Consider the following 24496-nt stretch of genomic DNA (forward strand, 5'->3'; position numbering starts at 1 on the left):
CTAAAATTGATAAATCCGATAAAATTAGTATGACTTGAATAAGATACATCGTTTTTCACCAAGTGTCAAGAGAATGAATTCAACTATACTGACAAAAAGTAATGAAATTGACTATTACCCTCTACTGACAAAAAGAAGGACACTACGTGTGTATGTAGTGTCCCCTATTCTTTATAAAATATGATATTGTAGTTCAAGCTCCACATTACCTTGAATTGCTCGAGATATCATACAGCTTTTTTCTGCTTTTTGAATTAACTTTTCCAATACTTCATAATCCTTCTCACTTGCCTGGCTTGTTAATGAAACGGTAGGTCGGTGTATAATTTTTTTATATGTAAATACACCATTTGTTACATCGACAATCCCTTCTGACTCTAAAGCCATCTCTTTTAATGGTAAATTGGCTCGTTCCATCATCGCTGCTAAGGTAATAATATAGCAAGTAGCTGCGGCACCAAGCAGCATTTCATCTGGGTTTGTCCCAACACCTGGGCCATCCATTTCAGTAGGAATGGAAATCTTCGTCTTTAAATTTCCTGCGTCAATATATCCCTCACTATTTCGTCCGCCTGGCCAATCCGCTTTTAAATGAAAATGATGTTCTGCCATCTTAACTCACCTCATTATTCATTCTAACGGAATACTTCTTTAAATGAAAAGGTAATGCATAATCTCTCCTAATACAACTCCAATAATTACAATCATCCACGCAGGAGTTTTCCAGAAATACATTAGGGCGAATAAAATCGCTGCTAACGAGAAGCTCGCTGCATTTGTAATGGAGCTAGTAAAAACAGGATCATAGAATGCGGCTAGTAAAATACCGACTACACTTGCATTGACGCCTGTTAAAATCCCCTGGAAGCGCTTGTGCTTGCGCAGTTCACTTAAGAAAGGAAGTGCACCAATGATAAGCAGAAATGATGGTAAAAACATAGCTACCGTCGCAATGATTCCCCCTACAAGACCACTAATCATCGTTCCAAGGTAACTGGCAAATGTAAATAACGGACCAGGTACAGCTTGAGCCATACCATAACCAGCAAGAAATTCACTGCTTGTTACTAATCCATTCGGGACAACCTCTTGTTCTAATAACGGTAATACCACATGTCCTCCACCAAATACAATGGAACCAACTCGGAAGAATGTATCAGCTATACTTACATATTGATTGTTCATCACCTGTGCCAAAATAGGCAGTCCAATTAATAGAATGACTAATATGGCTAATGAAATAATACCTTGTTTTTTTGATATCGACATGGAGAAAGATGCTACTTTTGACACGGCATGCTTAGAAAAAAGAAAATAACCAATAATAGCAGCACCTATAATAATCGCAATTTGTATAATAGCAGAAGGAAATAATAACATGACTAACATTGCCATAACGCTAATGGCAATACGGGGCTTGTCAGGAGCCAGATTCTTCCCCATCCCTAACACAGCATGTAGTACTACTGCTACAGCTACAATTTTTAAACTTGCGATCCACGTCGCATCTCCTAAGGAAAAGGATTGGAATGCTAATGCAAACAGGATTAAGACGAGAACAGATGGCATCGTAAATCCGAACCAAGAAACAACCCCCCCCAACAATCCACCACGCAACATTCCAATAGCAATACCGACCTGGCTACTTGCCGGTCCAGGAAGAAACTGACATAGCGCGATAATATCGGCATAGGTCTTATCATCAAGCCACTTTCGCTTGTCAATATATTCATTTTTAAAAAAGCCTAGATGTGCCACTGGTCCACCAAAAGAAGTGAGTCCAAGCTTTAGGGAAGTTCCAAATATCTCTAATAATGAATTTCTCTTCATTGTTACCTCCAAACGTTTTATTTTTTCTAAGGTAACATATTCTACCCGATTCCCGCTTCAAATTTACATAAAGTTTACAAAGTACTTGTACTGTGAAACTATTCGGTTACCGATTTCGTAGTATAATTAACTTCGCAATGAAAGGAGTATTCCTTGGAATAACGTACTGGATTCTTATAAACAAACGTTTGATTTACTCAAACGCCATATGAAATGGAAAGTATCGGACAAGCGAATTCTCATGACCATTTCTTCTATATATGTTCTAAATCAAGAGACACTAGATGTGGACCGTTTTCTCCAGTTAGCAGATGCGATCAAAAAGAATGCAGGTCTCTTCTCTAGCATTCGCTCACATCCAAGATTTACGACAGCTGCTATGCTAGATGTAAAACTAGAAAGGCCAGAGGATAAGGTCGATCAGCTTCATGTGCTTTACGATTTATTTAGAAAAGCAAGATTTGGGAGTAGCGTATTTACGTATATTGCAGCAACCATTCTACATGCGAAAGAAATTTATGATGATATGAAACGTGAGCATGCCTTCTTAACAACAAGTAGTGACTACCCTATGGCAACACTCCTTGCGCTAGAAAATAGAACAGGTATTATTCAGCATATTGAAGATTTCTATAACAAGCTTCCTAAACATGGTTTCCGTAAAGGGAATGACTTACAATTCCTAAGTCATATATTGGCTCTGGATACAGAGGCTCCTAAGCATGTGCTAATTAATCGGGTCATCCATGTTATGAATTCTTTTGTTCAAGCACGTATAAAAGCTACACAGATGTATTATCCAATTATCGGAATGCTCGCAATACTCCCTCCAGAGGAATATGATATAAGACCAATACTTTCCCTGTATGAGGAGTTGAATTCGGAAAAGGAATTTAAATGGTATAAAGATATAAATCTGATACTAGCTGCGAGCTTCTTTATGAATGAAAAAATAGACAGAAACGGGTTAGCTGAAACAAGTTTAAGTACAATTCTTGAGGCAATCCTGCAAGCACAGCAAGCCGTGATGATAGCAACCGTTACCGCTACTACAGCTACAAGCTCGAATAATAGTGGCAATTAGCATCAAAAAGTCCTCCGCTCATCTAAGAACGGAGGACTTTTTATCCTATTTCTTTCCTTATCACAACATCTATCTAAGAGATAATCTCATTAATCACTTGATTCATTCTCTCTTTCAATACTTCTAATGTTTCTTCACTTTCTGATAGACTTGCACCACATGTTCCAAAATAGCATTTAATTTTGGGTTCTGTTCCAGAAGGTCTCAGGCATACCCAGTTATTGTTTTGCAAACTAAATTTCAATACATTCTCTTGTGGAAGCTCGATAGTTTCTGTTTCTCCTGTAGATGTGATATAACGTTCACTTACAAGATAGTCCTCCACTTGTTCCACTCTATATCCTGCAATTTCCTTAAACGGATTTTCGCGAATAGTATTCATAATAAGCGCTATTTTTTCCGTACCTGCCATTCCTTCTAGGGTTAGGGAAGACATTCCCTCACGATAATAGCCATGCTTTTCGTATAAGCCATCTAGTGCATCAAGCAATGACTTCCCTTGCTGCTTCCAATAGTAAGCCATTTCACTAGCCATCACCGCTGCTTGAACCGCATCCTTATCGCGGGTGAAGCTACTTATTAAATAGCCGTAGCTTTCTTCATAGCCAAAGGCAAATGCCTCACCTGTCGAATCAAATTGATGAATCTTCTCACTAATATATTTAAATCCAGTTAGTGTGTTGATTGTTTTCACACCATACGATTTCGCTACTGCCTGTCCTAGCTCAGAGGTCACGATTGTTTTTAGTAAACGATAATTAGATAATAGTACTTTATTAGTATGAGATAAAATATAATCGACTAAGAGAGCTCCTAGTTGATTCCCTGTAAGTACGGTATAATCTCCCATTTCATTTTTAACCGCAACACCTAAACGATCTGCATCAGGATCAGTCCCTAATAGAATATCTGCATCCACCTTTTTCCCAAGTTCAATTGCCATAGAGAATGCTTGGTGTTCCTCAGGGTTAGGAGAGGCTACTGTTGAGAATTCTGGATCTGGCTTTGCCTGCTCCTCTACTACGGATACATTGGTAAACTTTAGCTGTTCTAATCCATTCGTAACCAAGCTGTATGCTGTTCCATGTAGAGGTGTAAATACAATATTTAAGTCTTTTTCTTGCTTCACTTCCTCAATTGGAAGCTTGGTAATTTGTTTAAGCTGTTGTAAATAGGCATTATCTACTTCTTCATCAATCCATATTAATAATTCTTGCTGCTCTAACACTTCCTGTTCAACAACAGGAATTTCTAGTTCGTTTTCTATTTGTTGAATGGCCTCGATTATTTTATTTGCTTCATTCGGGACCATTTGTCCACCATCTTCGTTATACACCTTAAAGCCATTATATTCAGGTGGGTTGTGACTTGCCGTAATCATCACGCCTGCTGCTGTCCCTAAGAAGCGAACAGCGAACGATAGAAGTGGAGTAGGTCTAATTGATTTAAATACATAGGTTCTGATTCCAAACACACCAAGTGTTTTAGCTGTTTCAATAGCGAATTCCCGTGACATATACCGTGAATCATAGGCTACCACGACACCACGGTCTTTGACATTTACTACATTATTTAATAGATATTCCGCTAATCCGTGTACTGCCTTACGAATGGTATATATATTCATGCGGTTAGTCCCAACACCTAATACACCACGGATTCCACCGGTTCCAAATGTTAGTTCCTTATAAAATGCATCTTCTAATTTTTCTTGATTCGTTTGTAAGTCATCTAGCTCTTTTTTTAATTGAGAATCTAGGGATTGGAAAGCATTCCATTTCTCATAGACTGACTTCCAGTTCGTCATTGTCATAAGCCTCCAGCACTATAATATGTTCAAATTTTATCATAAAATCTAGTAATAATCTAATTGCTCTTTTTTTCGTTTATTTCTGTTATTATTAGGAAAGAATGATAGATAAGAAGATGTAATTTCCTAATGCGAAAAAGTTCGAATTATTATATGATTACCCTATACAGGTAGAAAGTGTGATGAATATGTTTAATAAACGTTGGTTTCAGACTCTTGTTGGTATGATTCTAGTATTTCTATTAATCTATCTTGTGTATTTAACCCGGTTCATCTTTGATCCTGTCCTAAAGTATATTGGGGCAGTAGGATTTCCACTAATTGCAGCTGGATTACTCTACTATTTAACTAGACCAATTATGAAACTCCTCATTCGATACAAGGTACCAAGAATTCTTTCTATTCTATTAGTATTTATCATACTGATTGCAGTCGTTTATTTTTTCACGATTTTCATTATCCCGATTGCACAGGATCAATACGCTAGATTCGTTGACAATATCCCGATCATGATGAAGGGTGCAGAAGATGTTATTCGCTACGTTCAAGCAAACCAAAGTATCATTCCAATAGAAGTATATGAAACCATGGATAATTTCATTGATAATATGCAAACCTATATTGAAGGCTTTATGACTTTCTTATTCAGTTTTATTAGCCAGTTAATTGGGTTTGTCTTCGTCCTAGTCTTAGTCCCATTCTTCCTATTTTTCATGTTAAAGGATGGGGAAAAATTCGTACCATTTGTGACGAAAATTTTTGCCGACAAAAAGGCAAACAACCTACGTAATTTGTTACGAAAGATTGACCACACCTTATCAGCTTACATCCAAGGACAATTGCTAATCAGTCTAAGTATTGGGGTAATGCTATTTATTGGTTATTTAATTATTGACTTAAATTACGCTTTATCGCTTGCACTATTCGGAATGGTTATGTGTGTTGTTCCGTTTGTAGGACCTTTTATAGCAGTGTTACCGGCATTGATTGTCGGTGCGTTCGAAGATCCAATGAATATCGTGTGGATTTCGTTGATTATGATCATCGCACAACAAATAGAAGGTAACTTTATCTCACCGAATATTATGGGGCATGTCTTACGAATTCATCCCTTAACGATTATTACAATTATACTGGCTGCAGGTAGTATTGCTGGCTTTATCGGGATTCTAGTAGCTGTTCCATTCTATGCGGTCGTTAAGGTTATCATCATGCACTTCTATGAAACATACCAGGATACTAGGAAAAATAAAGAGGATGCATTGTTATAGAAAAAACAGCGACGGGCTATGTCGCTGTTTTTTTATCGTATGATTGCATATTTGATTACCTAAACCAGCTCACTAAACCACTATTCAAAATAGTACTCCACGGATTCCCCGATGTCGTAATAGCCGATTTTTCGATAAATACTGTTTGATGTTGGATTAGCTAAATCGGTGTATAAGCTACAAAATGCATACCCATCATCTAGCAGTTTTTGAGATAGCGCTGCTACTACACTCGTTGCATGGCCTTTTCGCTTATGTTGTTCCGGCGTGAAGACAGCATTAATCGTTGCACCGTTTTTCGTTTTCCGCGAGTTATTTGCCATCGATACAACCTCCCCGTTTACTCTCCAAAGGTAAAGGGACTGATTTTGGATATAGGTTCTTGCCATGCTATCTGCTCGAGATTTAGAAATAGGCACATTGGCTTGTTCACCAAATTGATATAGCCATTCTCTTACGATAGACAAGTGATCATCAGTAGCTAGAATAAGTTTCCCTTCAGGATTTGGTGTAACCTTCACTTCGTCCAATTGATAGATTAGTTGTTTCATATGTAGTGTCGCTTTTTTCCCAGATAATTCCTTCCAGAGGCTTACAAATTGATTCGCTTGCTCACTTTGACCAAGAACACCTGGAACAGGATATTTATGTCGATATAGATAGTGAACGATAGCTGGAATTACTTGTTCAGTTGGACCATCAACACTGGGAAGAATCCATTTATTTGGAGGAGTTTGCATAAAAGCATAAATAGGCTCTCCATCTTCTTCCACTAATCCTAATCGAATACCGTCCGAGAATACGCCGATTGTTTCTTTTCCTCTTTCTAATAAGCCTAACATTAAGTTATTGAGTACTTCTTGATGTAGCAACAAGTCCTCAACACGTTCTAGATAACGCTTGATGGAAGACTCTAATCGTACTTTCATGCATTACACCCCTTTATATGATAATTTAATTTATTTTACATCAATTTATTGTTTTGTAAAGGGCTACACGATAAACTTAACATAAGGGGTGAATGACGATGACAAAAAAAGAGCTTTACGATAAATTAGATGAGCTTAAATCGGATTATGTTCGAATTCAAAGTGATTTAGATAAATTAGTGTATGTACGTGGTAGGGCTTCTTCTGCTCAGGAGCAACTTGTACGTATTGAAGAGGAAATTGCCGAGGTTTATAAGAAACTAGAAGCATTTGAATAAATCTTATATAAAAGCACTGTAGATTGCGATATCTACAGTGCTTTATTTGATCAATCCTACCACTTAAGCTAGAAAGTAAACTATTGTCTTAACTTTCATTAGTCAATCTAGCTTGGATCTTTGCTTTTTCCTTAGTTGGTGGCATTAGACTAACAATGATGTCTCCAGCGCTTGGTACGGTGCGCATCTCCTCAGAGTAATAATTAATTTTTCCTGATGGTTTGATGATATAGAGGAATACTGTCTCCTCATCCTTTTCATCTAGGTATTGCTTATAAGAGTATTGCTCCGTAATCATCGTTTGACGGAATACAAAGCCACTTTCTACTTTTTCTATTAAATCCTCTAAATTGACTTCGTGTTTGAATAAAATCCTACCACCAACTTTAGAGACAATTTCCGTTGATTTAGAGACTTTATCATATGGGCTTACCTTAAAGACATTTGTACGGCCATATTCTGGCATAAACGTTGTACAAACTAACGCATTATATGAATTACTATCTGTAGCAGCAATTAAATACTCATATGGAATGGTATCTAAATGGTGTTCTGTCTGCTCGGATAGGAATTCCTCATGGTAAAAAGGCACTCCCGCTTCACGAGCAAGCTTCAATTTCTGCCAAGAACGATCTACAATAATAATAGGTACATTCACTTTTGCCAGTGACTTGGCAAGTTCTACAGTAAACTTATTGCTTCCTACAATTAATGTTCCTGGTCTACCTTCCATCGATAGATTTAATCGCTTCGCAAGCCAGCCAATCGAAAAGCCATGGGCGATAACCGTAAAGAATACTAGACCAAATGTTAAGGTCGTTAGAATTTCCGCATCCTCATAACCAGCATCTAACAATATCGTAGCGAAATAACTAGATACGGTTAAGGCAACAATCCCCCTTGGGGCAATCCATCCGACTAGTAATTTTTCATTAAATGTCAGTCCTGTTCGGAATGTGGAAAGAAAAATAGATAACGGTCGAACTAAGAACATCATTAATAAAACATACCCAATGATATTCGGACTAAATATTTCCAAAATCGTATCGATTTGCAAGGATGCTGTTAGCATGATAAAGATTGCTGAGATTAATAAAATCGAAATATTTTCCTTAAAGTGACGCATATCAGCAACCGAGGAAATCCCCATATTAGCAAGCGTGATTCCCATTGCCGTTACAGATAATAATCCTGTTTCATGCATAATTTCATCAGCTACGGTGAAACAAAGAATGACAACGGTGAACACGGCTGGCGATTTTAGAAACTCTGGTATATGCCCTCTTTCAAATATAAAGCCAATTGCCCGTCCGCAAAGCCAACCGAAAACCGCAGCAAACATAGAAGCCGCAAAGAACATAATTAACGCTGTTCCATCCGGGTCATTCGCAGTTAGATAAACAATTATCTCGAAAGCAAAAACAGCAAGTAATGCCCCAATTGGGTCAACAATAATTCCTTCCCACTTCAAAATCTTCGCTGGTCTCGGTTTTAATTTTGCTTGACGAAGCAAAGGCATTATAACGGTTGGTCCCGTAACAATAAATAAACCACCAATTACAAAGGCAACAGCCCAGGATAAACCAGCTATATAATGTGCTGTTAACGATCCAAGAATCCATGCAATAAAGGCCCCTACAGTGGATATTCTAAAAACTGGTTTCCCTAATCCCCGTAACTCTTTAAAGCTTAAATTTAAACTACCTTCAAATAGAATGATAGCAACAGCAACAGATATGATCGGACTATAAAGACTACCAAAATCTTCTTCCGGATTTATAAAACCAAGTACCGGGCCAATAAGAAGTCCCGTAACGGCCATGACTACAATTGCTGGCATCCGAAAACGCCATGCCACCCATTGCGAGCCAATACCTAGAAAGAAAATTAACATAACTTCTAATAATAATGATGGTTCCATTCGATGCCCCCTATTTTAAAATATAAGGTCATTCTATATTCCCGATTAATAAAAGTAAACTATTATATATTATTTTGAATTATAAAAATAGAATGCAGAACTTCTTCGAAAAATAATTTTATTCATAATATCATGTTCCAAGCTAAGTATGCGTAACTTTTCCCCTTTCTGTTATGAAAACATCACTTATTCGTAATAACATCCTAGTATAATTAGTATTTACCAATTCGATTACCTTATCAATTTATGATAGGATAAATGATGATGAGGAGGAAAAATATGATACTAGAGCAAGAAAAGATTCTCAAAACATATTTTGGTTATGAATCCTTTAGACCTGGTCAAGGGGAAGTAATCGAGCGAGTAACCAATACGATAAATACGCTTGCTGTTATGCCAACTGGTGGGGGTAAGTCAATTTGTTATCAAGTCCCTGGCCTAGCGCTTGATGGTACAGCTATTATCATCTCCCCGTTAATTTCACTAATGAAAGATCAAGTAGATTCTCTCCTAGCGCTAGGTATTCCCGCAACCTTCATTAACAGTTCATTATCAACGGAAGAACAGGAAATCCGTATGAATGAAATTGCCGATGGACGGTATAAATTTGTATATGTTGCACCGGAACGATTCGAATCCAATGGCTTTATCCATGTCATTAGAAGGATAAAAATTTCACTTGTCGCGTTTGATGAAGCCCATTGTATCTCCCAGTGGGGACATGATTTCCGTCCAAGCTATCGCTCCATCGTTCCAACATTAAAACAAATTAGGAATATCCCTGTTTACATGGCACTCACCGCAACAGCAACGGAGGAAGTAATTTCTGATATTCAGGAACTATTACATATAGCCAATCAAAACGTAATTAATACTGGATTTGCCCGTGATAATTTAGCCTTTCATATCGTCAAAGGAAAGGACCGTACAAGCTATATTCGTGCCTTCTTAGAAGAACATCAAGATGAGTCTGGCATCATCTACACTGCGACACGGAAGCAAGCAGATACACTGTATGATCAGCTTTCAAGCCGTGGCATAGAGGTAGCAAAATATCATGCAGGTATGTCCGAACAAGCTAGGAAGCAAGCACAAGCTGCCTTTATCCATGACAAAAAACCAATTATGATTGCCACTAATGCTTTTGGAATGGGGATTGATAAATCCAATGTTCGCTACGTTATCCATTATTCGATGCCAATGAATATTGAATCCTATTATCAAGAGGCTGGAAGAGCTGGTAGAGATGGAGAAGCAAGTGACTGTATTTTGCTCTTTTCACCGCAGGATATCCAACTGCAAAAATTCTTAATTGAGCGTTCCTTAATGGATGATACCGCGAAGCAAAATGAATATACAAAACTACAAGCAATGGTCAACTACTGCCACACCCAAGGTTGTCTAAGCAGTTATATATTGGATTATTTCAAAGACAAATCCCCACATAAAAACTGCGGAAGATGTAGTAATTGTGTAGAAAAACTAGAAAAGACTGATATAACAGAAGAGGCACAAATGATTCTCTCCTGTGTAAAACGAATGGGGGAACGTTTCGGTGTTAGTATGACTGCAAAGGTGTTAAAAGGATCTAATGACAAAAAGCTTCGCGAATTTAGATTACAGTCATTATCCACGTATGGATTACTATCCGCTTATACCGAGAAGGAAATTACGGAACGAATTCACTTCCTCGTAGCAGAACAGTTACTATCAACTGAAAAAGGGAAATTTCCAACGTTAAAACTTAATCAGCATTCAGTGGAAGTATTAAAAGGTCAAAGAACCGTGGAAATGTATACTGCGCCAATCCCTACTGGTGAAGAAGATGATTATTACAAAGATCTATTCGAGGAGCTACGTGCTCTCAGAAAAGAGATGGCCGACGAGCTAAACGTCCCACCTTATGTGCTATTTTCTGATGCTACCTTAAAAGAGCTGAGCAGATATTTCCCAGATACAAAGGAAGATATGCTTGAAATTAAAGGTATTGGTGAGAAAAAGTATGAACAATATGGTGACGCCTTCTTATCCGTCATCCAAAAGTGGCGTAATCATCATCCCGAAGCGAAAACTAGAGTGAAAATTTCTGGTGCTTCTCCTTCTCCTAAACCAAAGAAAAGCGAAGAAGAAGGCCCAAGTCATTTAGTTAGCTACAAGCTATTCCAATCTGGAAAATCGATTAAAGATATTGCTGCTATTCGTGAAATGACAACGATGACCGTTGAAAACCATTTATTTAAAGCCTTTCAAGAAGGCTATCCGATTGCGTGGAATATATTTTTCAATGCAGAAGAAGAAGCAACCATTCTAGCAAAAAGAGAAGAAATCGAAGAACCAAAACTCAAACCTTTAAAAGAAGCATTGCCTGATGGCTATGACTATACAAAAATAAAGGCTGCTTTGGTAAAGAATGGACTCATGTAAACAACACTTAAGAATGAGACTAGAAGCGTTTCAATCAAGAGGAAAACCGGATGGCTAGACACCATTGCTCCAGGCATAGATGTATCATAGGGCGTCCTGTTCCATATGGAGATTGTCCGCCACTCGGTTTTCCATTACATCCTTTTCATTAACACCTTAGATTATCATTCAGCCAAGAGTACTTTATATTTATATTGAAAAGGTTACCATTATAAAGCTAAACAAGATTCTTCTAGTTCGTTTAAACAGACCCTTAACCTATGGTTAATCATGTCCTTATCCCCCATTTGTTGGCGTATTTTATACGCTTAAATCGTTCCCATTCAAGATATCGTAGTGCTCATATATCTCTAATAAAATCCATAAGATATATTCATACGTTATCGACCGAATCAACCGAGCATCACCACTTGTGTATCCCTTTATAAAGCCGTCGGCAATATAACTCATTGTAGTTGCGTTTTGCAAATATCCACTACTCCGATATCTTGGGGCAGTTGAATAAGCTGGAAGAAGAAATTTATAACAAAAGACCACATAACCGGCATATTTCAAGTCGATCTAGCCTTGGAAATGGGTCAATTATCGAAACATTGCCCGAATGTACTATCATATTTTCTGGTGTTATATCTTGATTTACTAATGCTATCTTCTGCTGATGATTACGACGGTCGTTAATGATGTCTATCACCTTATTCACAACATTGATCTGATCAAATTGTAAATCTGTTCTAGTCAGCTTCTCCAATACGCTTATATACTGGTCGTTATCATCTTGCCAAATTTGATTGACATCCTGTTGTACTTCCCCTTCCAAATTTCCCCCATTCCACTCCAACGCACCAAATCCCTCTAAACCCGTAGTTTTACTGTGCATCGACCGAAAGAAACATCCTAACTTTTCCCCTACTGAAAAAGCATCATGATGACGTAAACTTTGAAGTGGCATTCCTTTTCCCATATAAGATTCCACTGTAAATACGATAGATTCGTCTAAAAAGTAATCAAAAAACGATGGACAAATCCCATCGCAACAGGCATTAGCATTCTGATAGTAAATTTTCGTAGATTCGTATTCAGAAATCAATTCATTCTCTTCATATTCTTGTACGATCCCATATGCTTCCTTCTTTTTGATTCTTAATACAATATCTGCTGCTATTTCTCTTTCTACTTTATATACATCATGCCAAGCACCTTCACCAATTTTCGAAATGTGATTTTTCGGTATATTTTCTAACGCTAATTTTTGAATCGCTTGTATAATACCATCGCATCTCATTGCAATACTTTCTCCTTTATAATTCTTAATCAGCTTGTCCTAAATATCTTACCTCTAATTCCATCTCCTTTACTGTCTTATCCAGATAAACGTTATAAGCCCTTGCATTAGATCTTGAACTTACAATTTCGCTTAATTCTTGATTAATATAATGAAGCGCTACACCATCATCCGTAGCAATACCAGCTTTCATTTCTCCTTTATCTACAAGCTGTTGGTAAGAAGGTCTGCGATTTGTTTCTCCATCATAATGTGGGCAATTACTTCCACTAAGGAAACCTAAGCCATTTATTGGTTCCAGTTTATCACCATAGGAATCGGTTACCCCTTCTTCAAACCAGCAAATGGAACCTGCGCTAACACCAGCTAAAACTATGCCTTGCTCCCAAGCCGTTTTTAATATAGTATCTATACCCCATTCTTTCCATAATACAAGCATATTCTTGGTGTTACCTCCCCCAACATAAATGATATCTTTTTCTAGTAGATAGCTTTGCAAATCTCTAGTTTGTGGTTTAAATAGGGAAAGGTGCGAGGCTTTACAGCTTTGTTTTTCAAAGAAGCTATAAAACCTTGCTATATAATTATCTGAATCCCCACTCGCTGTAGGAATGAAACAAATCTTTGGAGTTGTTTTACCTGACTGATGAAGAATATATAAATCTAGCAAGGGATTTTCTGGCTCCATCGAAAATCCACCACCTCCAAGAGCTATTACTTGCCTCATCTTTCCACTTCCTTTTTATAGAAATTAATCTACACATCTATTTAACGGGATTTCGAAAAAACATTTTTATTTTCAAAAGGAGTTAATACTATCGATAACTATTAACTCCTCCTATTACTAATCCTTATCGATATTCATTTCAATCGCTTCAAAAGATTGTCGATATTCCTCGATATAGCCTACTAATTTATTCCTTAAATTCAAGAGCCACTCTGGATCATCCTCTGATTCTATAATGTCCACTGTTCTAATCAACATCGCAAAACTGTTTAATTTGTGCATTCTTTCAAATTTATCCGCTTCCTTTAGAATGTTCTCATCTAATTCTGTCTTGCTTTTATACCCACGAATAAACTCTCTTACAATAGGAGAATTACTATCAAATTCCCCTACATCCCTAAGGGCATAAATAATATCCGCGATAAACCAATGACTCGTACTATCATCGAAATCGAGCATATGCATCTTTTCCTTTTCAAAAAGGACATTATCTAATTCAAAATCATAATGAATGAGGCCAACATTTTCTTTCACCAATGGTAACCTCTCTGCCCAGCTTTGTAATCGTTCCAGTTCTTGATGAGCAAATAGTTCACTTGCAGGAATAACCTCTTTCGCGATTTTAAATCGCTCTTTCCAACTTGGACGATTTTCCAGTAGGTGATCAGGCATATTTTTCAAAGTAGCATGAAGCTCCCCTAATGCTTGGCCCCATTGATAAATCTGGACCTCCGTCAATTCATCTAGCTCGTAATGCTGTCCTTGAAGTCCTTCAAACACAACGCAATGATAGGTTCCCCACTTTGTTTCGACAATTTCAATATACTTTTCGTTCCTGGATAACACTGGCTGAACAACGTTTAATGTGTGTTCCTTCAAATATGCGACAATTCTCAGCTCTGCCTCTATTACTTTAATATCTCTTTCTGAGGAATCATTGAACCTTAAAAAATATGGCTTACCTTCTCTTTGAAAAGTGAAAAGGAAATTTGCACTCGCCCGGAAAAAGTATACCGTCCCTTCATCATAATGCCATCTTGATAAGATCTCCTCTGCCAATGGACTTCTCCATTCATTGTCCACGGTTTCGACAACTTTCATCATACTGCTAAGTTTCATCATAACAATACTTCCCTTCCATAGAATATTGACAACAATATTCAACAAGCTTATAGGGAATTACGAAAAAGAAAAGGAGAACCAATTTAAAATATGGCTCTCCTTATTTCTTTTCCATTTTCTTGTGAAAAGCCCCTCAAATCTTTTCCGTCCTAAGGGCAAACTATTACATATTATTAAAAGGTAAGGACGAAGAAAGACCAAACTTATTGAATTTAGCAAACATCGACCTCACCCCTTTCGCTTTTCGTTACTTGTATTATATACTATAACCCTCCGCAAAACAATGAATTTTCAAATTCTTTTTTTAATTCCATCTAACGAACAACCCACTTCTAATTTTCAACGATTGGATGTATAATATAGAAATTACTTAAAGGGGTGGTTCTGTGAAAAGGTATATTGCCCTGTTCGTCCTGTTAACCGTAATGGGTCAATTTTATTATGCTCATGCAGTTTTTAAACACGAGAACCCGATTCTAGCCCAAGAATACGATACCCCAACAGCTTCTACTTTAGATGATTTTTCCCCAGTAGGTGGGGATGGGAAACTAAAGATTACGTTCCTGTTCCTGGGGACTATTCTAGTAGTAACCTTTATCTTTGTATTCTCGTTTAATCGATTTGTTCAATTCGTTAAAAGACGAACAGTATTATGTCCTATTTTTTATCAATCTAATTATCTAATCTCTACTTCTTTGAAAATCAGCTAAGTTATTTTCAAAGGAGGGTGAAAGCGATGATGGTCGCACGTTTCATTATGATGGGAATCTTTTCATTTACTGCGGTAATGTTATTGTCTTACCAAGGTACTGAAATTTTCCAAGCCTTTATGGATACTTTTCGTAAAAGTTAACATAATGGCTATGTAGAATATAGCCTAAAATCAATTATCCCGTATCACGTAAAATAGTGGTACGGGATTACTTGTATTCGCATATCCAGTTTAAAATAGACAACTTTTTGTCCTAATTCGCTAAAATTCTTTCATCTTAACGGCCCTCGTTGCAATAAAGGTCTTAATATAATTATCTAGCATTCTTCGACCACCAAAGTCATCTTCATAAAAGCCTGTAATGACAAATCCTGCATCAATCTGTCCTTGAATTTGGTCTTCTAATGTATGGCCAAATTCTAGTGCACGTTTGGATGCGCGAAATTCTGCTAGTTTTTCTTCAGATAATACTTTTAAATCTGAGTATGGGATTTTGTGCCGGACTACTAGATTCCCCTTGTCTTCCTCCTCTTCATCGAAAATATAAAGCAAAGGATTAGTAATTCCAGCGATTAGAACGCCATTATCCTTCAACACCCGATAAGCTTCCTGCCAAACTGGTAAAATATTATCGACAAACACATTCGAAACAGGATGCACAATCATATCAAACGTCTCGTCTACCAAAAAGTGGAGATCTAGCATGCTCCCTTGTATGGTAGTTAGCTTAAGCCCGTCACGCTTTGCCACTTTTCTATCCTGTTCTAGCTGTTTCTCTGATAGGTCGACTACGGTTACATCGGCCCCAGCTGCCGCTAAAACCGGTCCCTGTTGTCCACCACCAGAAGCCAAGCATAAAATCTTTAATCCATGAAGTGACTTTGGAAACCAATCACGTGGTACTTTTTTAGTAGCTGTTATGCTGATTTCAACATCTCCGTTCTTACTTTTCTCTATAATCTCTTCACTCACTGGTTTTGTATAAGTAACTCCATCCTCCACTTTCTTATCCCAGGCCATACTATTCTGGTTTAAAATATCCATTTGTTCGTCTCCTTTTTAATGAACTCTAATGCTTTAGAAAGGTATTCTTCCTCCATTTATGGTTCTTTTCACGAATATGTCAGGTTGAATACCAACTATATGTGTGATCCGTATGTAAGATTTCCATTCCGGTAAATACACTCAATACATTAACCGCCTTCTTACTACCATTAACAGGGAAGAAAAATATGATCGTTACCACTACGATTACAATGATTAACAACATCATCATATATCGTTTATATTGCCTCATCTTATTGACCCCTTTTATACGAAGAATTTATGACCTCCTTTTCATACGAATATCACACATAAAGGTTTCAATTTTACAAAAATTCACTCTATCATTATAAAACAACAGAAAAAAACTGCTACACCTCGTGTAACAGTTTTTTAAGCTATTTAGTTACCTTTCATATCTAATGCCCAAGTACCACCACGGAACACTGGCTCCGTAGTACCATCAGATTTAACGCCATCAATGTCTAACTCTTTAGAGCCGAACATAAAGTCAACATGTGTCAAGCTATCGTTAACACCATGCTTATCCAGCTCTTCTTCAGACATCGCTGATCCACCTTCAATATTCGTCGGATAAGCTTTACCTAACGCGACATGACAAGATGCATTTTCATCAAATAATGTGTTATAGAAAAGTAATCCAGACTGTGATACAGGTGATTCATGCGGTACTAATGCAATTTCCCCTAAGCGGCTTGCACCTTCGTCTGTCTCTAATAAATGTTTTAGAGTATCTTCCCCTTGCTCCGCTTTAAAATCAACGACTTTACCATCTTTGAAAGTCAATGTAAAGTTATCAATTAAGCTTCCACCATAGTTTAAAGGCATTGTACTAGAAATAGTTCCATTAACACCATATTTATGCGGCATGGAGAATACTTCTTCTGTAGGCATGTTTGGATTAAACGTAATTCCTTTTTCAGAAACTGCGGATCCACCTTTCCAAATATGGCCTTCAGGAAGTTCCATTTCTAGGTTAGTACCTGGTGCTTTGAAAATAAGCTTCTTGTAATTCTTCTCATTTAAAATTTCACGAGCTGTTTTTAATGTTTCATTATGTGCATCCCATGCTGCGATTGGGTCTTCTTGATCCACACGCACGATTTTCACAATAGCTTCCCATAAACTTTCTATTGCATCTTCTTTTGATTTATCAGGGAAGATTTTTTGTGCCCAATCCCCTGTAGGTATCGAGATAATTGTCCATGTAATCTTATCATTCATGGTATATTTACGGAAATTAGACATTGCTTGTGCAGCAGCTTTATTTGCCTTTGCTACACGGGTTGGATCAACATCTTTTAGCAAATCTGGATTAGTGGAACGGATGTTTAACACCGCCGCACCGTCTTCTGCAAATGAATCATGGAGCTTCACTTTCCACTCTGGATAATCCGCAATTACTTCATCTGGTGCATTTTCAAATTTCAATAAGGTTAGTTCATCGTCTACCCAGTTAATATGTACATCTTTTGCGCCTAGTTCATATGCTTTACGGACAACCAATTTAGTGAAGTCTACCCCTTCAAGTGGCGCATTAATCATTAAGGCTTGTCCTTTTTGTAAATTAACGCCAGTACGTAATGCTAACTCTGCGTATTTTTCTTGTATTTGTTGTGATACCATGTAATAACCTCCAATTAGTAATTATTGAGATAATGCTATTATTTCACAAATTAAGAAAATAGCCAACTACATGAGTTTATATTCGGATAGGATTTTTCTGGAAGATAGTAGAGACAAAGATAGTATCTGCATGTATAAGAAAACGAATTTTACACGTTGAAAAGGTTGTGATACAATTCATTTAGTTACTTTTTGTAAGCTAATGAATTGTTTCGATTCCATAAGAGTGAGGTGATCCTATGAGTGAATTATGTCCACGCTTCGAAAAAGCTATGCAGATTATAAGCAAACGTTGGGTTGGATTAATTCTTTTTGAATTATTAGATGGGCCGAAACGTTTTTCCGAAATGGAATCGAATTTACCGATAAGTGGAAGATTGCTTTCTGATAGACTTAAAATGCTTGAAAAAGAGGGCATTGTCATACGTCATATATATTCTGAGTTTCCTGTTCGTATTGAATACTCACTATCCAAAAAGGGTGAGTCATTACGCCCTGTTATTCAAGATATTCAAAATTGGGCTAATGATTGGATTGCGGAAGAAGAAGTTAACTAGAGAGAAATATACTATATGAAAACCCGAATGAACTCTATTGTAAGAGCTTATTCGGGTTTTCATTAATCTGTATTTGTTACAGGTAGGCTTACTGTTGAATAATATGCTAAGTAATGTTGATACTTTTATTCCTGATATGTTTCCCCTTCATAAACTCCAATAATACATAGGCAGCTACTCTACTTGTCATATTTCGAAAATCAAGGGTAGGGTCGATTTCTACTATATCTAGTGCTTTTACTAAATCATGTTGAGCAGCGTCATAAATACCATGTAACAGTGTAACACTGTCCATTCCTCCGGGGCCAATTGCTGGACAGCCTGGTGCAAAGGCTTGATCTAACACATCCATATCCACTGATAAATAAATAGCATCTACTCGTTTTGTTAATGTTGTTAATTCATTCGCCAGTATATTAGAGAGGCTTTGGTCTCGTACTTGTTTCATAGTATAGACAGTTACCCCATGATCCATTGCATACGTATGATAGGCTTTTGCATTGGTGAAGTCTCGGATTCCAATTTGCACTAGATTTCCCCCTGAAATAACTTTATCCTCTAGTAATCTTCTAAACGGGGTCCCATTTGTCGGTCCACCATCCTCTGTATTACGTAAATCATGGTGGGCATCGAACTGAATGACACCAACTTCTCCATATTGTTCTCTAAAAGCCTTAATAGCCGAATAACTTACCGAATGATCTCCACCAAGTAGAAACCAGTTCCTTACATCCTCCTGTTGAAATATATCGGAAAGCCCTATACGAATCCTCGCCTGGCTATCGTTAATATCAGTTGGATGCATCTCAATATCACCGAAGTCAACTATTTCCTCATGTAAATCAAACGTTTGTTCACCGGAATATACGGTATAACTCTGCAGCGCTTCCCGTATCGCAGTAGGAGCAAATGCTGCACCTGAATGACTAATAGATGGCTTGGATAATGGAAGCCCGACCATCCCATATGAAATTGCTTTCCCCCTAGTCCAGGTTGTTAATAACTCCTTTGCTTTCTTCGTATATCGGTCTTTAAATATCGCCTGGCCAGCTGGCTTTAAATAACGAAACTCCTTCATCGTAGCCCCTGCCTTTCATAGATTACCTTGCCGTTTTTAATCACTGTATTCGTATGATTAACACCATAATGATATGGGATATAGAGATAATTCGGTGCATCCCAAACAACAATATCCGCCCTTCTACCAATTGCAATAGAGCCTGCGACATCTCCTCTGCCAATTGCACAGGCAGCATTAACCGTTACAGCATGCCATATCTCTTCGGGGGATAATTTTAACTTAAGAGCCGCAATGGACATGATTAATTGTAGATTTTCTGTAACCGAGCTCCCTGGGTTAAAGTCTGTTGAGATGGCAATGGCCGCTCCGGCATCAATCATCTCACGTGCTCTAGCATAATCATCCTTCCCTAGATAAAAGCTAGTACCCGGTAAAATAACACCAATCGTATTCGAATTGGCCAATTTTTCTATTCCTTCATCAGACGTTACAGCAAGATGATCACCACTAATAGCGCCAAGTTCCACCGCCAGCTCTGTACCACCTAATGGGTCAATTTCATCGGCATGGATTTTTAAGCCAAACCCTTTTTCCTTCGCCTTCTTTAAATAACGCCTTGACTGGGGAACAGAGAAGACACCTGTTTCAGTAAAAATATCTACAAATTCTGCAAGGTTTTCTTGTTTGATTTCATCAAACATCTCACTCATTTCAAGAAGAAATGCCTCCGGGTCATCCTTGTAATGAACTGGAATGGCATGGGCACCTAGAAACGTAGAAACAATATCTAACGGATGCTGGTCATTTAATGCTTTAACAACACGTAGCTGTTTCAGTTCCGTCTCACGATCCAGACCATAGCCACTTTTTGCTTCGACAGTAGTAATCCCATATGCAGCCATTCGATCCAAATGGAATAACGCCTTCTCTAGAAGACTTTCATATGAGGCTTCTTGTGTCGCCCGTACGGTAGATAATATTCCACCACCTTGTTTTAAAATCTCTAGATATGGCACGCCTTGTTGCTTCAGAGCTAGTTCCTTTTCACGAGAACCACCAAACACTAAATGGGTGTGTGGCTCCACAAGCCCAGGTGTTACTAAACTACCATTTGCATTAATTGTTTGCGTGGCTTCTAGTATAGTAGCTTCTTCCGAGGAACCTATCCAAACCACTACCCCATCCCTAATTCCGATTGCTGCATCATGCCATATCGTTAATGCGTTCATATCGGTACCTTTTACTGGGCCTTTTTTATCCATCGGTAAAAGCTCGCCAATATTTGTAATGAGTAAATCAACTTGCACCTACATTACCCCCTCATCGGTATTGTGATATGATGTTCATCTGCAAATTCCTGCGCTTTTTCGTATCCAGCATCAGCATGGCGAATAATTCCCATCCCTGGGTCTGTTGTTAAAACCCTTGCTAATCTTTCCTTTGCTAAGTCTGTACCGTCTGCTACAGCGACCATTCCAGCATGTAGTGAGTAGCCCATTCCAACTCCTCCCCCATGGTGGAAAGAAATCCAAGAACCACCAGCAGCTGTATTAATCAATGCATTTAATACTGCCCAGTCCCCAATTGCATCACTGCCATCCTTCATTCCTTCTGTTTCACGATTTGGTGAAGCAACAGATCCACAGTCTAAATGATCACGACCAATGACGATTGGCGCCTTCAACTCTCCGTTACGAACTAGCTCATTGATTGCCAAGCCCATTTTTACCCGTTCCCCATAGCCTAACCAACAGATTCGAGATGGTAGACCTTGAAAAGCAACTTTTGCCTTTGCCATATCAATCCAGCGAATAAGGGGTTTATTTTCTGGAAATAGCTCTTTAATTAACGCATCCGTACGATAAATATCCTTTGGATCACCAGATAACGCAGCCCAGCGGAATGGACCCTTCCCTTCACAGAACAATGGGCGAATATAAGCTGGCACAAAGCCAGGAAAGCTAAACGCTTTTTCAATCCCCTCATCCTTGGCAACTTGTCGAATATTGTTCCCGTAGTCAAATACTATCGAACCTTGTTCCAGGTAGGTCAACATCGTATCAACATGTTTCGCCATACTTTGCTTTGCTAATGTCATATACTTGTCAGGGTCTGCTTTACGGAGTGCTGCCGCTTCTTCCACCGAGTAACCTATCGGAATATACCCATTTAACGGGTCATGTGCGGAGGTTTGATCTGTCACGATATCAATCTTAATATCCTTCTGCAAGAGAGCTTGATGAACCTCTGCTGCATTGCCAAGTAATGCAATGGATAATGCCCTTCCTTCTGCTTTGGCTTCCTTAGCCCATTGGATGGCTTCATCGATACTATCTGTCATCACATCACAATATTTCGTCTTTAAGCGTTTTTCAATACGGTCTCTATCTACCTCCACTGCTATGACAATTCCTTCGTTCATGGTTACTGCTAAAGGTTGCGCTCCACCCATTCCCCCAAGACCAGCAGTTAATGTAATGGCTCCTTTTAAAGTCCCACCAAAGTGCTTTTTCGCAACTGCAGAAAATGTCTCATACGTTCCTTGTAATATCCCTTGTGTTCCGATATAGATCCAGCTTCCTGCTGTCATTTGCCCATACATCATTAATCCTTTCTGATCGAGCTCATGAAAATGCTCCCAGTTAGCCCATTTCGGTACTAATACCGAATTAGAAAGCAGCACTCTTGGAGCGTGTTTATGAGTCTTAAAGACTCCAACAGGCTTACCAGATTGAATCAGCATTGTTTCATCGTTTTCCAAAGTTTGTAAGGTGCGTACAATCGCATCAAATGCATCCCAATTTCGTGCTGCTTTCCCAATACCTCCATACACAACAAGCTCTTCTGGATTCTCTGCCACCTCTGGATCTAAGTTGTTATACAGCATTCTCAGAGCTGCTTCCTGCTCCCAACCTTTACACGCTAATTCCAGCCCCTTTTTAGCACGTACCTCTTTTCTTTTCATACATCTTCCACCTCTCCAATTTGATTCATAACCTCACTTGCACCTGATTCCTTCAGCCAAGCAGTTAACCTTTCTATATCTGTTGAAAACACGCGATCCTTTCGAATACTTGCAACTACCTTTCGAGCTTTGTTGTAGAACGCTCTCGTACTTGTGGCCATCTTTTCAACGCCTCGATATTCCACCGCCTGCATCGCACAAATGAGTTCAATCGCAATTACCCTTCTTGTATTTTGCAACATGGTTAGTGCATGCCTTGCAGCAATCGTTCCCATACTGACATGATCCTCCTGATTAGCTGAAGAAGGAATCGAATCGACACTAGCAGGATGGGCCAAGGTTTTATTTTCGGAAACGAGCGCTGCTGCACTATATTGCATAATCATCGCTCCCGATTCTAACCCAGGATTCGGACTTAGGAACGCTGGTAAATCATTTAATTGAGGATTAACAAGGCGCTCAATTCTTCGCTCGGCAATATTAGCTAGTTCTGCAATGCCAAGCTTTAAAAAATCCATCGTAAAGGCAATAGGCTGACCGTGAAAATTACCACCAGATATAACCTTCCAATCCTCTGAGAAAATTAATGGATTATCTGTTACGGCATTCATCTCTGTCGTTAATTTTTCTTTAGCATAGTGAAGTGTTTGCCATGAAGCTCCGAGAACCTGTGGGATACACCGTAATGAATAGGCATCCTGCACTCGAAGTTCTCCTTGTGAACTTAATAGCGTGCTATCGTGTAGACTATGTCGCATTCGTTTTGCTACATCTATTTGCTCTTGATGTCCTCTAACCCGGTGTAAATCTGCATCCAATGCATCTCTAATGCCACGTAACCCCTCCATCGTCATGCAAGCAGTTAACTCACTTTGATGTAATAACTTTTCCATCTCTAAATACGCCACAACCCCGGTTGCAGTCATCGCCTGTGTTCCATTAATTAATGCTAAACCTTCTTTTGCTTTTAAGATTAAAGGTGTTAGCCCATTACCTTGTAATGCGTCCATGCTTGGCATCCGCTTTCCTTGATAAAACACTTCTCCCTCACCCATCACTACTAGAGCAAGATGGGATAATGGAGCCAAGTCACCACTTGCACCAAGAGAGCCCTGCTGGGGAATGACCGGACAAATGTTAGCATTGACTAGATTTATTAATGATTGAACTAGTTCAACCCGAACACCAGAATATCCTTGGGCAAGTGCATTTGCTCGAAGTAGTACCATTGTTTTACTAATTTTTTCATCGAAGGGTTCGCCTACACCACAAGCATGGGAGTGAATTAAATTTAGTTGCAGTGCTTCTAAGTCTTCATCACTAATTCGATGGTCACTTAACTTGCCAAAGCCCGTATTGATTCCATACATCACTTTTTTATCCTGGAGCATTTCCTCTACGATTTCGCGATTCTGTTTTAGTTTCTCTCGTTGACGATCACATAAAACGACTTGTTCATTTTGGAAAACAATCCTGCCAACATCATCTAACGTTAAGGATTTTCCTGTTAATACAATCATTACGACACCCCTTTATAGCATCACGTTACTAAGTTAAAGTGAACAAAGTAAAAGGAGGCTAGGTATATTACCTAACCTCCTTGATTATGGACAATTACTATATATAATGGATGGACTGATTTCATTACCATACCCCATTTACAATTTTCTTACTTTTCTTTATTTTAAACGCTTTCATTAGCTATTGCAATATATTGTTTAGGAGTAATTTCCCAATTATTAAGCAATCAAAACCACCAGTGTGAACTGGTGGTTTGCTCTGCGGCTGGAAGCCTCTATTACCGGCCTCGGCCTTAAAGGCCCACCGAACAGTTTCCCTTCTGCACCACATTCACTCACTGATTCTAAAGAA

Annotated in this window: 21 protein-coding genes; 6 read left to right on the forward strand and 15 right to left on the reverse strand. The window is 38.4% G+C overall.

Annotated features, from left to right (window positions below):
- Positions 1-171: 171 nt before the first annotated feature.
- Together AAIB49_RS04945 and chrA are read right to left on the reverse strand one after the other, a co-directional pair.
- Positions 172-612 carry an OsmC family protein gene (locus AAIB49_RS04945; RefSeq protein WP_343457371.1) on the reverse strand — a complete coding sequence of 147 codons (441 nt, stop codon included), beginning with the start codon at positions 610-612 and terminating at the stop codon, positions 172-174.
- A 39-nt stretch (positions 613-651) separates the two neighbouring features.
- A complete protein-coding gene (chrA, locus tag AAIB49_RS04950) occupies positions 652-1830 on the reverse strand; it encodes a chromate efflux transporter (RefSeq protein WP_343457372.1) in 1179 nt (392 codons plus the stop codon).
- A gap of 166 nt (positions 1831-1996) precedes the next feature.
- Here chrA and AAIB49_RS04955 point away from each other — a divergent pair, with 166 nt between their 5' ends.
- Positions 1997-2914 carry a DUF4003 family protein gene (locus AAIB49_RS04955; RefSeq protein ID WP_343457385.1) on the forward strand — a complete coding sequence of 306 codons (918 nt, stop codon included), beginning with the start codon at positions 1997-1999 and terminating at the stop codon, positions 2912-2914.
- A gap of 73 nt (positions 2915-2987) precedes the next feature.
- Here the strand turns inward: AAIB49_RS04955 and AAIB49_RS04960 are convergent, their stop codons facing one another.
- Positions 2988-4721, reverse strand: a complete 1734-nt coding sequence (locus AAIB49_RS04960) for a phospho-sugar mutase (protein WP_343457373.1) — start codon at positions 4719-4721, stop codon at positions 2988-2990.
- 185 nt (positions 4722-4906) lie between these two features.
- Here AAIB49_RS04960 and AAIB49_RS04965 point away from each other — a divergent pair, with 185 nt between their 5' ends.
- Positions 4907-5995, forward strand: coding sequence for an AI-2E family transporter (locus tag AAIB49_RS04965; protein WP_343457375.1), 1089 nt, complete (start codon positions 4907-4909; stop codon positions 5993-5995).
- A gap of 80 nt (positions 5996-6075) precedes the next feature.
- Here AAIB49_RS04965 and AAIB49_RS04970 read toward each other — a convergent pair whose 3' ends face one another.
- A complete protein-coding gene (locus tag AAIB49_RS04970; RefSeq protein WP_343457376.1) occupies positions 6076-6924 on the reverse strand; it encodes a GNAT family N-acetyltransferase in 849 nt (282 codons plus the stop codon).
- A gap of 98 nt (positions 6925-7022) precedes the next feature.
- On the opposite strand from AAIB49_RS04970, the gene AAIB49_RS04975 reads away from it, so the two are divergent.
- The gene (locus AAIB49_RS04975; protein WP_186868473.1) at positions 7023-7202 is read left to right on the forward strand and encodes an SE1832 family protein; all 180 of its coding nucleotides are present in this window, start codon (positions 7023-7025) and stop codon (positions 7200-7202) included.
- Positions 7203-7290: 88 nt separating this feature from the next.
- On the opposite strand, the gene AAIB49_RS04980 is transcribed toward AAIB49_RS04975, so the two are convergent.
- Positions 7291-9123: a cation:proton antiporter gene (locus tag AAIB49_RS04980; RefSeq protein ID WP_343457377.1), complete on the reverse strand. Its 1833-nt coding sequence runs from the start codon at positions 9121-9123 to the stop codon at positions 7291-7293.
- Positions 9124-9402: 279 nt separating this feature from the next.
- On the opposite strand from AAIB49_RS04980, the gene recQ reads away from it, so the two are divergent.
- A complete protein-coding gene (gene recQ / locus AAIB49_RS04985; protein ID WP_343457378.1) occupies positions 9403-11547 on the forward strand; it encodes a DNA helicase RecQ in 2145 nt (714 codons plus the stop codon).
- A 520-nt stretch (positions 11548-12067) separates the two neighbouring features.
- Here the strand turns inward: recQ and AAIB49_RS04990 are convergent.
- From AAIB49_RS04990 to AAIB49_RS05000, 3 genes are all read right to left on the reverse strand, one after another.
- Positions 12068-12829, reverse strand: a complete 762-nt coding sequence (locus AAIB49_RS04990; RefSeq protein ID WP_343457379.1) for a hypothetical protein — start codon at positions 12827-12829, stop codon at positions 12068-12070.
- 25 nt (positions 12830-12854) lie between these two features.
- The gene (locus AAIB49_RS04995; RefSeq protein WP_339213054.1) at positions 12855-13556 is read right to left on the reverse strand and encodes a Type 1 glutamine amidotransferase-like domain-containing protein; all 702 of its coding nucleotides are present in this window, start codon (positions 13554-13556) and stop codon (positions 12855-12857) included.
- A gap of 117 nt (positions 13557-13673) precedes the next feature.
- Positions 13674-14678: a phosphotransferase enzyme family protein gene (locus tag AAIB49_RS05000; protein WP_343457380.1), complete on the reverse strand. Its 1005-nt coding sequence runs from the start codon at positions 14676-14678 to the stop codon at positions 13674-13676.
- A 386-nt stretch (positions 14679-15064) separates the two neighbouring features.
- Here AAIB49_RS05000 and AAIB49_RS05005 point away from each other — a divergent pair, with 386 nt between their 5' ends.
- On the forward strand, positions 15065-15388 hold the full coding sequence (locus AAIB49_RS05005; RefSeq protein WP_339213051.1) for a hypothetical protein: 324 nt from the start codon (positions 15065-15067) through the stop codon (positions 15386-15388).
- A 263-nt stretch (positions 15389-15651) separates the two neighbouring features.
- On the opposite strand, the gene AAIB49_RS05010 is transcribed toward AAIB49_RS05005, so the two are convergent.
- The 3 genes from AAIB49_RS05010 to AAIB49_RS05020 form a co-directional block, all read right to left on the reverse strand.
- Positions 15652-16434 carry a class I SAM-dependent methyltransferase gene (locus tag AAIB49_RS05010; protein WP_343457381.1) on the reverse strand — a complete coding sequence of 261 codons (783 nt, stop codon included), beginning with the start codon at positions 16432-16434 and terminating at the stop codon, positions 15652-15654.
- Positions 16435-16513: 79 nt separating this feature from the next.
- Positions 16514-16687 (reverse strand): hypothetical protein, encoded by a 174-nt coding sequence (locus AAIB49_RS05015; protein ID WP_339213049.1) that lies wholly within the window; start codon positions 16685-16687, stop codon positions 16514-16516.
- Between the two features lie 149 nt (positions 16688-16836).
- A complete protein-coding gene (locus AAIB49_RS05020; RefSeq protein WP_339213048.1) occupies positions 16837-18081 on the reverse strand; it encodes an aminopeptidase in 1245 nt (414 codons plus the stop codon).
- A gap of 239 nt (positions 18082-18320) precedes the next feature.
- Here AAIB49_RS05020 and AAIB49_RS05025 point away from each other — a divergent pair, with 239 nt between their 5' ends.
- Complete coding sequence (locus tag AAIB49_RS05025) at positions 18321-18638, forward strand: winged helix-turn-helix transcriptional regulator (protein ID WP_186868264.1); 318 nt, start codon at positions 18321-18323, stop codon at positions 18636-18638.
- A 106-nt stretch (positions 18639-18744) separates the two neighbouring features.
- On the opposite strand, the gene hutG is transcribed toward AAIB49_RS05025, so the two are convergent.
- The 4 genes from hutG to hutH are packed head-to-tail and all read right to left on the reverse strand — an operon-like array spanning position 18745 to position 24144.
- Entirely contained in the window at positions 18745-19716 is a 972-nt protein-coding gene (gene hutG, locus AAIB49_RS05030) for a formimidoylglutamase (RefSeq protein WP_339213046.1), read from the reverse strand.
- Positions 19713-20921 carry an imidazolonepropionase gene (gene hutI, locus AAIB49_RS05035; protein ID WP_339217902.1) on the reverse strand — a complete coding sequence of 403 codons (1209 nt, stop codon included), beginning with the start codon at positions 20919-20921 and terminating at the stop codon, positions 19713-19715. Before hutI ends, hutG begins: the two co-directional genes overlap by 4 nt.
- 50 nt (positions 20922-20971) lie before the next feature.
- Positions 20972-22624 (reverse strand): urocanate hydratase, encoded by a 1653-nt coding sequence (gene hutU, locus AAIB49_RS05040; RefSeq protein WP_343457382.1) that lies wholly within the window; start codon positions 22622-22624, stop codon positions 20972-20974.
- Positions 22621-24144 (reverse strand): histidine ammonia-lyase, encoded by a 1524-nt coding sequence (hutH, locus tag AAIB49_RS05045; protein WP_343457383.1) that lies wholly within the window; start codon positions 24142-24144, stop codon positions 22621-22623. Before hutH ends, hutU begins: the two co-directional genes overlap by 4 nt.
- Positions 24145-24496 lie beyond the last annotated feature (352 nt).

Source organism: Ornithinibacillus proteolyticus (assembly GCF_039581225.1).
In the GTDB taxonomy this organism is placed as follows: Bacteria; Bacillota; Bacilli; order Bacillales; family Amphibacillaceae; genus Ornithinibacillus; species Ornithinibacillus massiliensis.

Excerpts from the sequence above, each read along its gene's own strand:
- AAIB49_RS04970 (WP_343457376.1), bottom strand. The coding sequence starts at position 6,924 with ATGAAAGTACGATTAGAGTCTTCCATCAAGCGTTATCTAGAACGTGTT.
- AAIB49_RS04980 (WP_343457377.1), bottom strand. The coding sequence starts at position 9,123 with ATGGAACCATCATTATTATTAGAAGTTATGTTAATTTTCTTTCTAGGT.
- AAIB49_RS04990 (WP_343457379.1), bottom strand. The coding sequence starts at position 12,829 with ATGAGATGCGATGGTATTATACAAGCGATTCAAAAATTAGCGTTAGAA.
- AAIB49_RS04965 (WP_343457375.1), top strand. The coding sequence starts at position 4,907 with ATGAATATGTTTAATAAACGTTGGTTTCAGACTCTTGTTGGTATGATT.
- AAIB49_RS04960 (WP_343457373.1), bottom strand. The coding sequence starts at position 4,721 with ATGACGAACTGGAAGTCAGTCTATGAGAAATGGAATGCTTTCCAATCC.
- hutH (WP_343457383.1), bottom strand. The coding sequence starts at position 24,144 with ATGATTGTATTAACAGGAAAATCCTTAACGTTAGATGATGTTGGCAGG.
- AAIB49_RS04945 (WP_343457371.1), bottom strand. The coding sequence starts at position 612 with ATGGCAGAACATCATTTTCATTTAAAAGCGGATTGGCCAGGCGGACGA.
- AAIB49_RS05025 (WP_186868264.1), top strand. The coding sequence starts at position 18,321 with ATGAGTGAATTATGTCCACGCTTCGAAAAAGCTATGCAGATTATAAGC.
- chrA (WP_343457372.1), bottom strand. The coding sequence starts at position 1,830 with ATGAAGAGAAATTCATTATTAGAGATATTTGGAACTTCCCTAAAGCTT.
- hutI (WP_339217902.1), bottom strand. The coding sequence starts at position 20,921 with ATGGATAAAAAAGGCCCAGTAAAAGGTACCGATATGAACGCATTAACG.
- AAIB49_RS05020 (WP_339213048.1), bottom strand. The coding sequence starts at position 18,081 with ATGGTATCACAACAAATACAAGAAAAATACGCAGAGTTAGCATTACGT.
- recQ (WP_343457378.1), top strand. The coding sequence starts at position 9,403 with ATGATACTAGAGCAAGAAAAGATTCTCAAAACATATTTTGGTTATGAA.
- AAIB49_RS04995 (WP_339213054.1), bottom strand. The coding sequence starts at position 13,556 with ATGAGGCAAGTAATAGCTCTTGGAGGTGGTGGATTTTCGATGGAGCCA.
- hutU (WP_343457382.1), bottom strand. The coding sequence starts at position 22,624 with ATGAAAAGAAAAGAGGTACGTGCTAAAAAGGGGCTGGAATTAGCGTGT.
- AAIB49_RS04975 (WP_186868473.1), top strand. The coding sequence starts at position 7,023 with ATGACAAAAAAAGAGCTTTACGATAAATTAGATGAGCTTAAATCGGAT.
- hutG (WP_339213046.1), bottom strand. The coding sequence starts at position 19,716 with ATGAAGGAGTTTCGTTATTTAAAGCCAGCTGGCCAGGCGATATTTAAA.
- AAIB49_RS05015 (WP_339213049.1), bottom strand. The coding sequence starts at position 16,687 with ATGAGGCAATATAAACGATATATGATGATGTTGTTAATCATTGTAATC.
- AAIB49_RS05010 (WP_343457381.1), bottom strand. The coding sequence starts at position 16,434 with ATGGATATTTTAAACCAGAATAGTATGGCCTGGGATAAGAAAGTGGAG.
- AAIB49_RS05000 (WP_343457380.1), bottom strand. The coding sequence starts at position 14,678 with ATGATGAAACTTAGCAGTATGATGAAAGTTGTCGAAACCGTGGACAAT.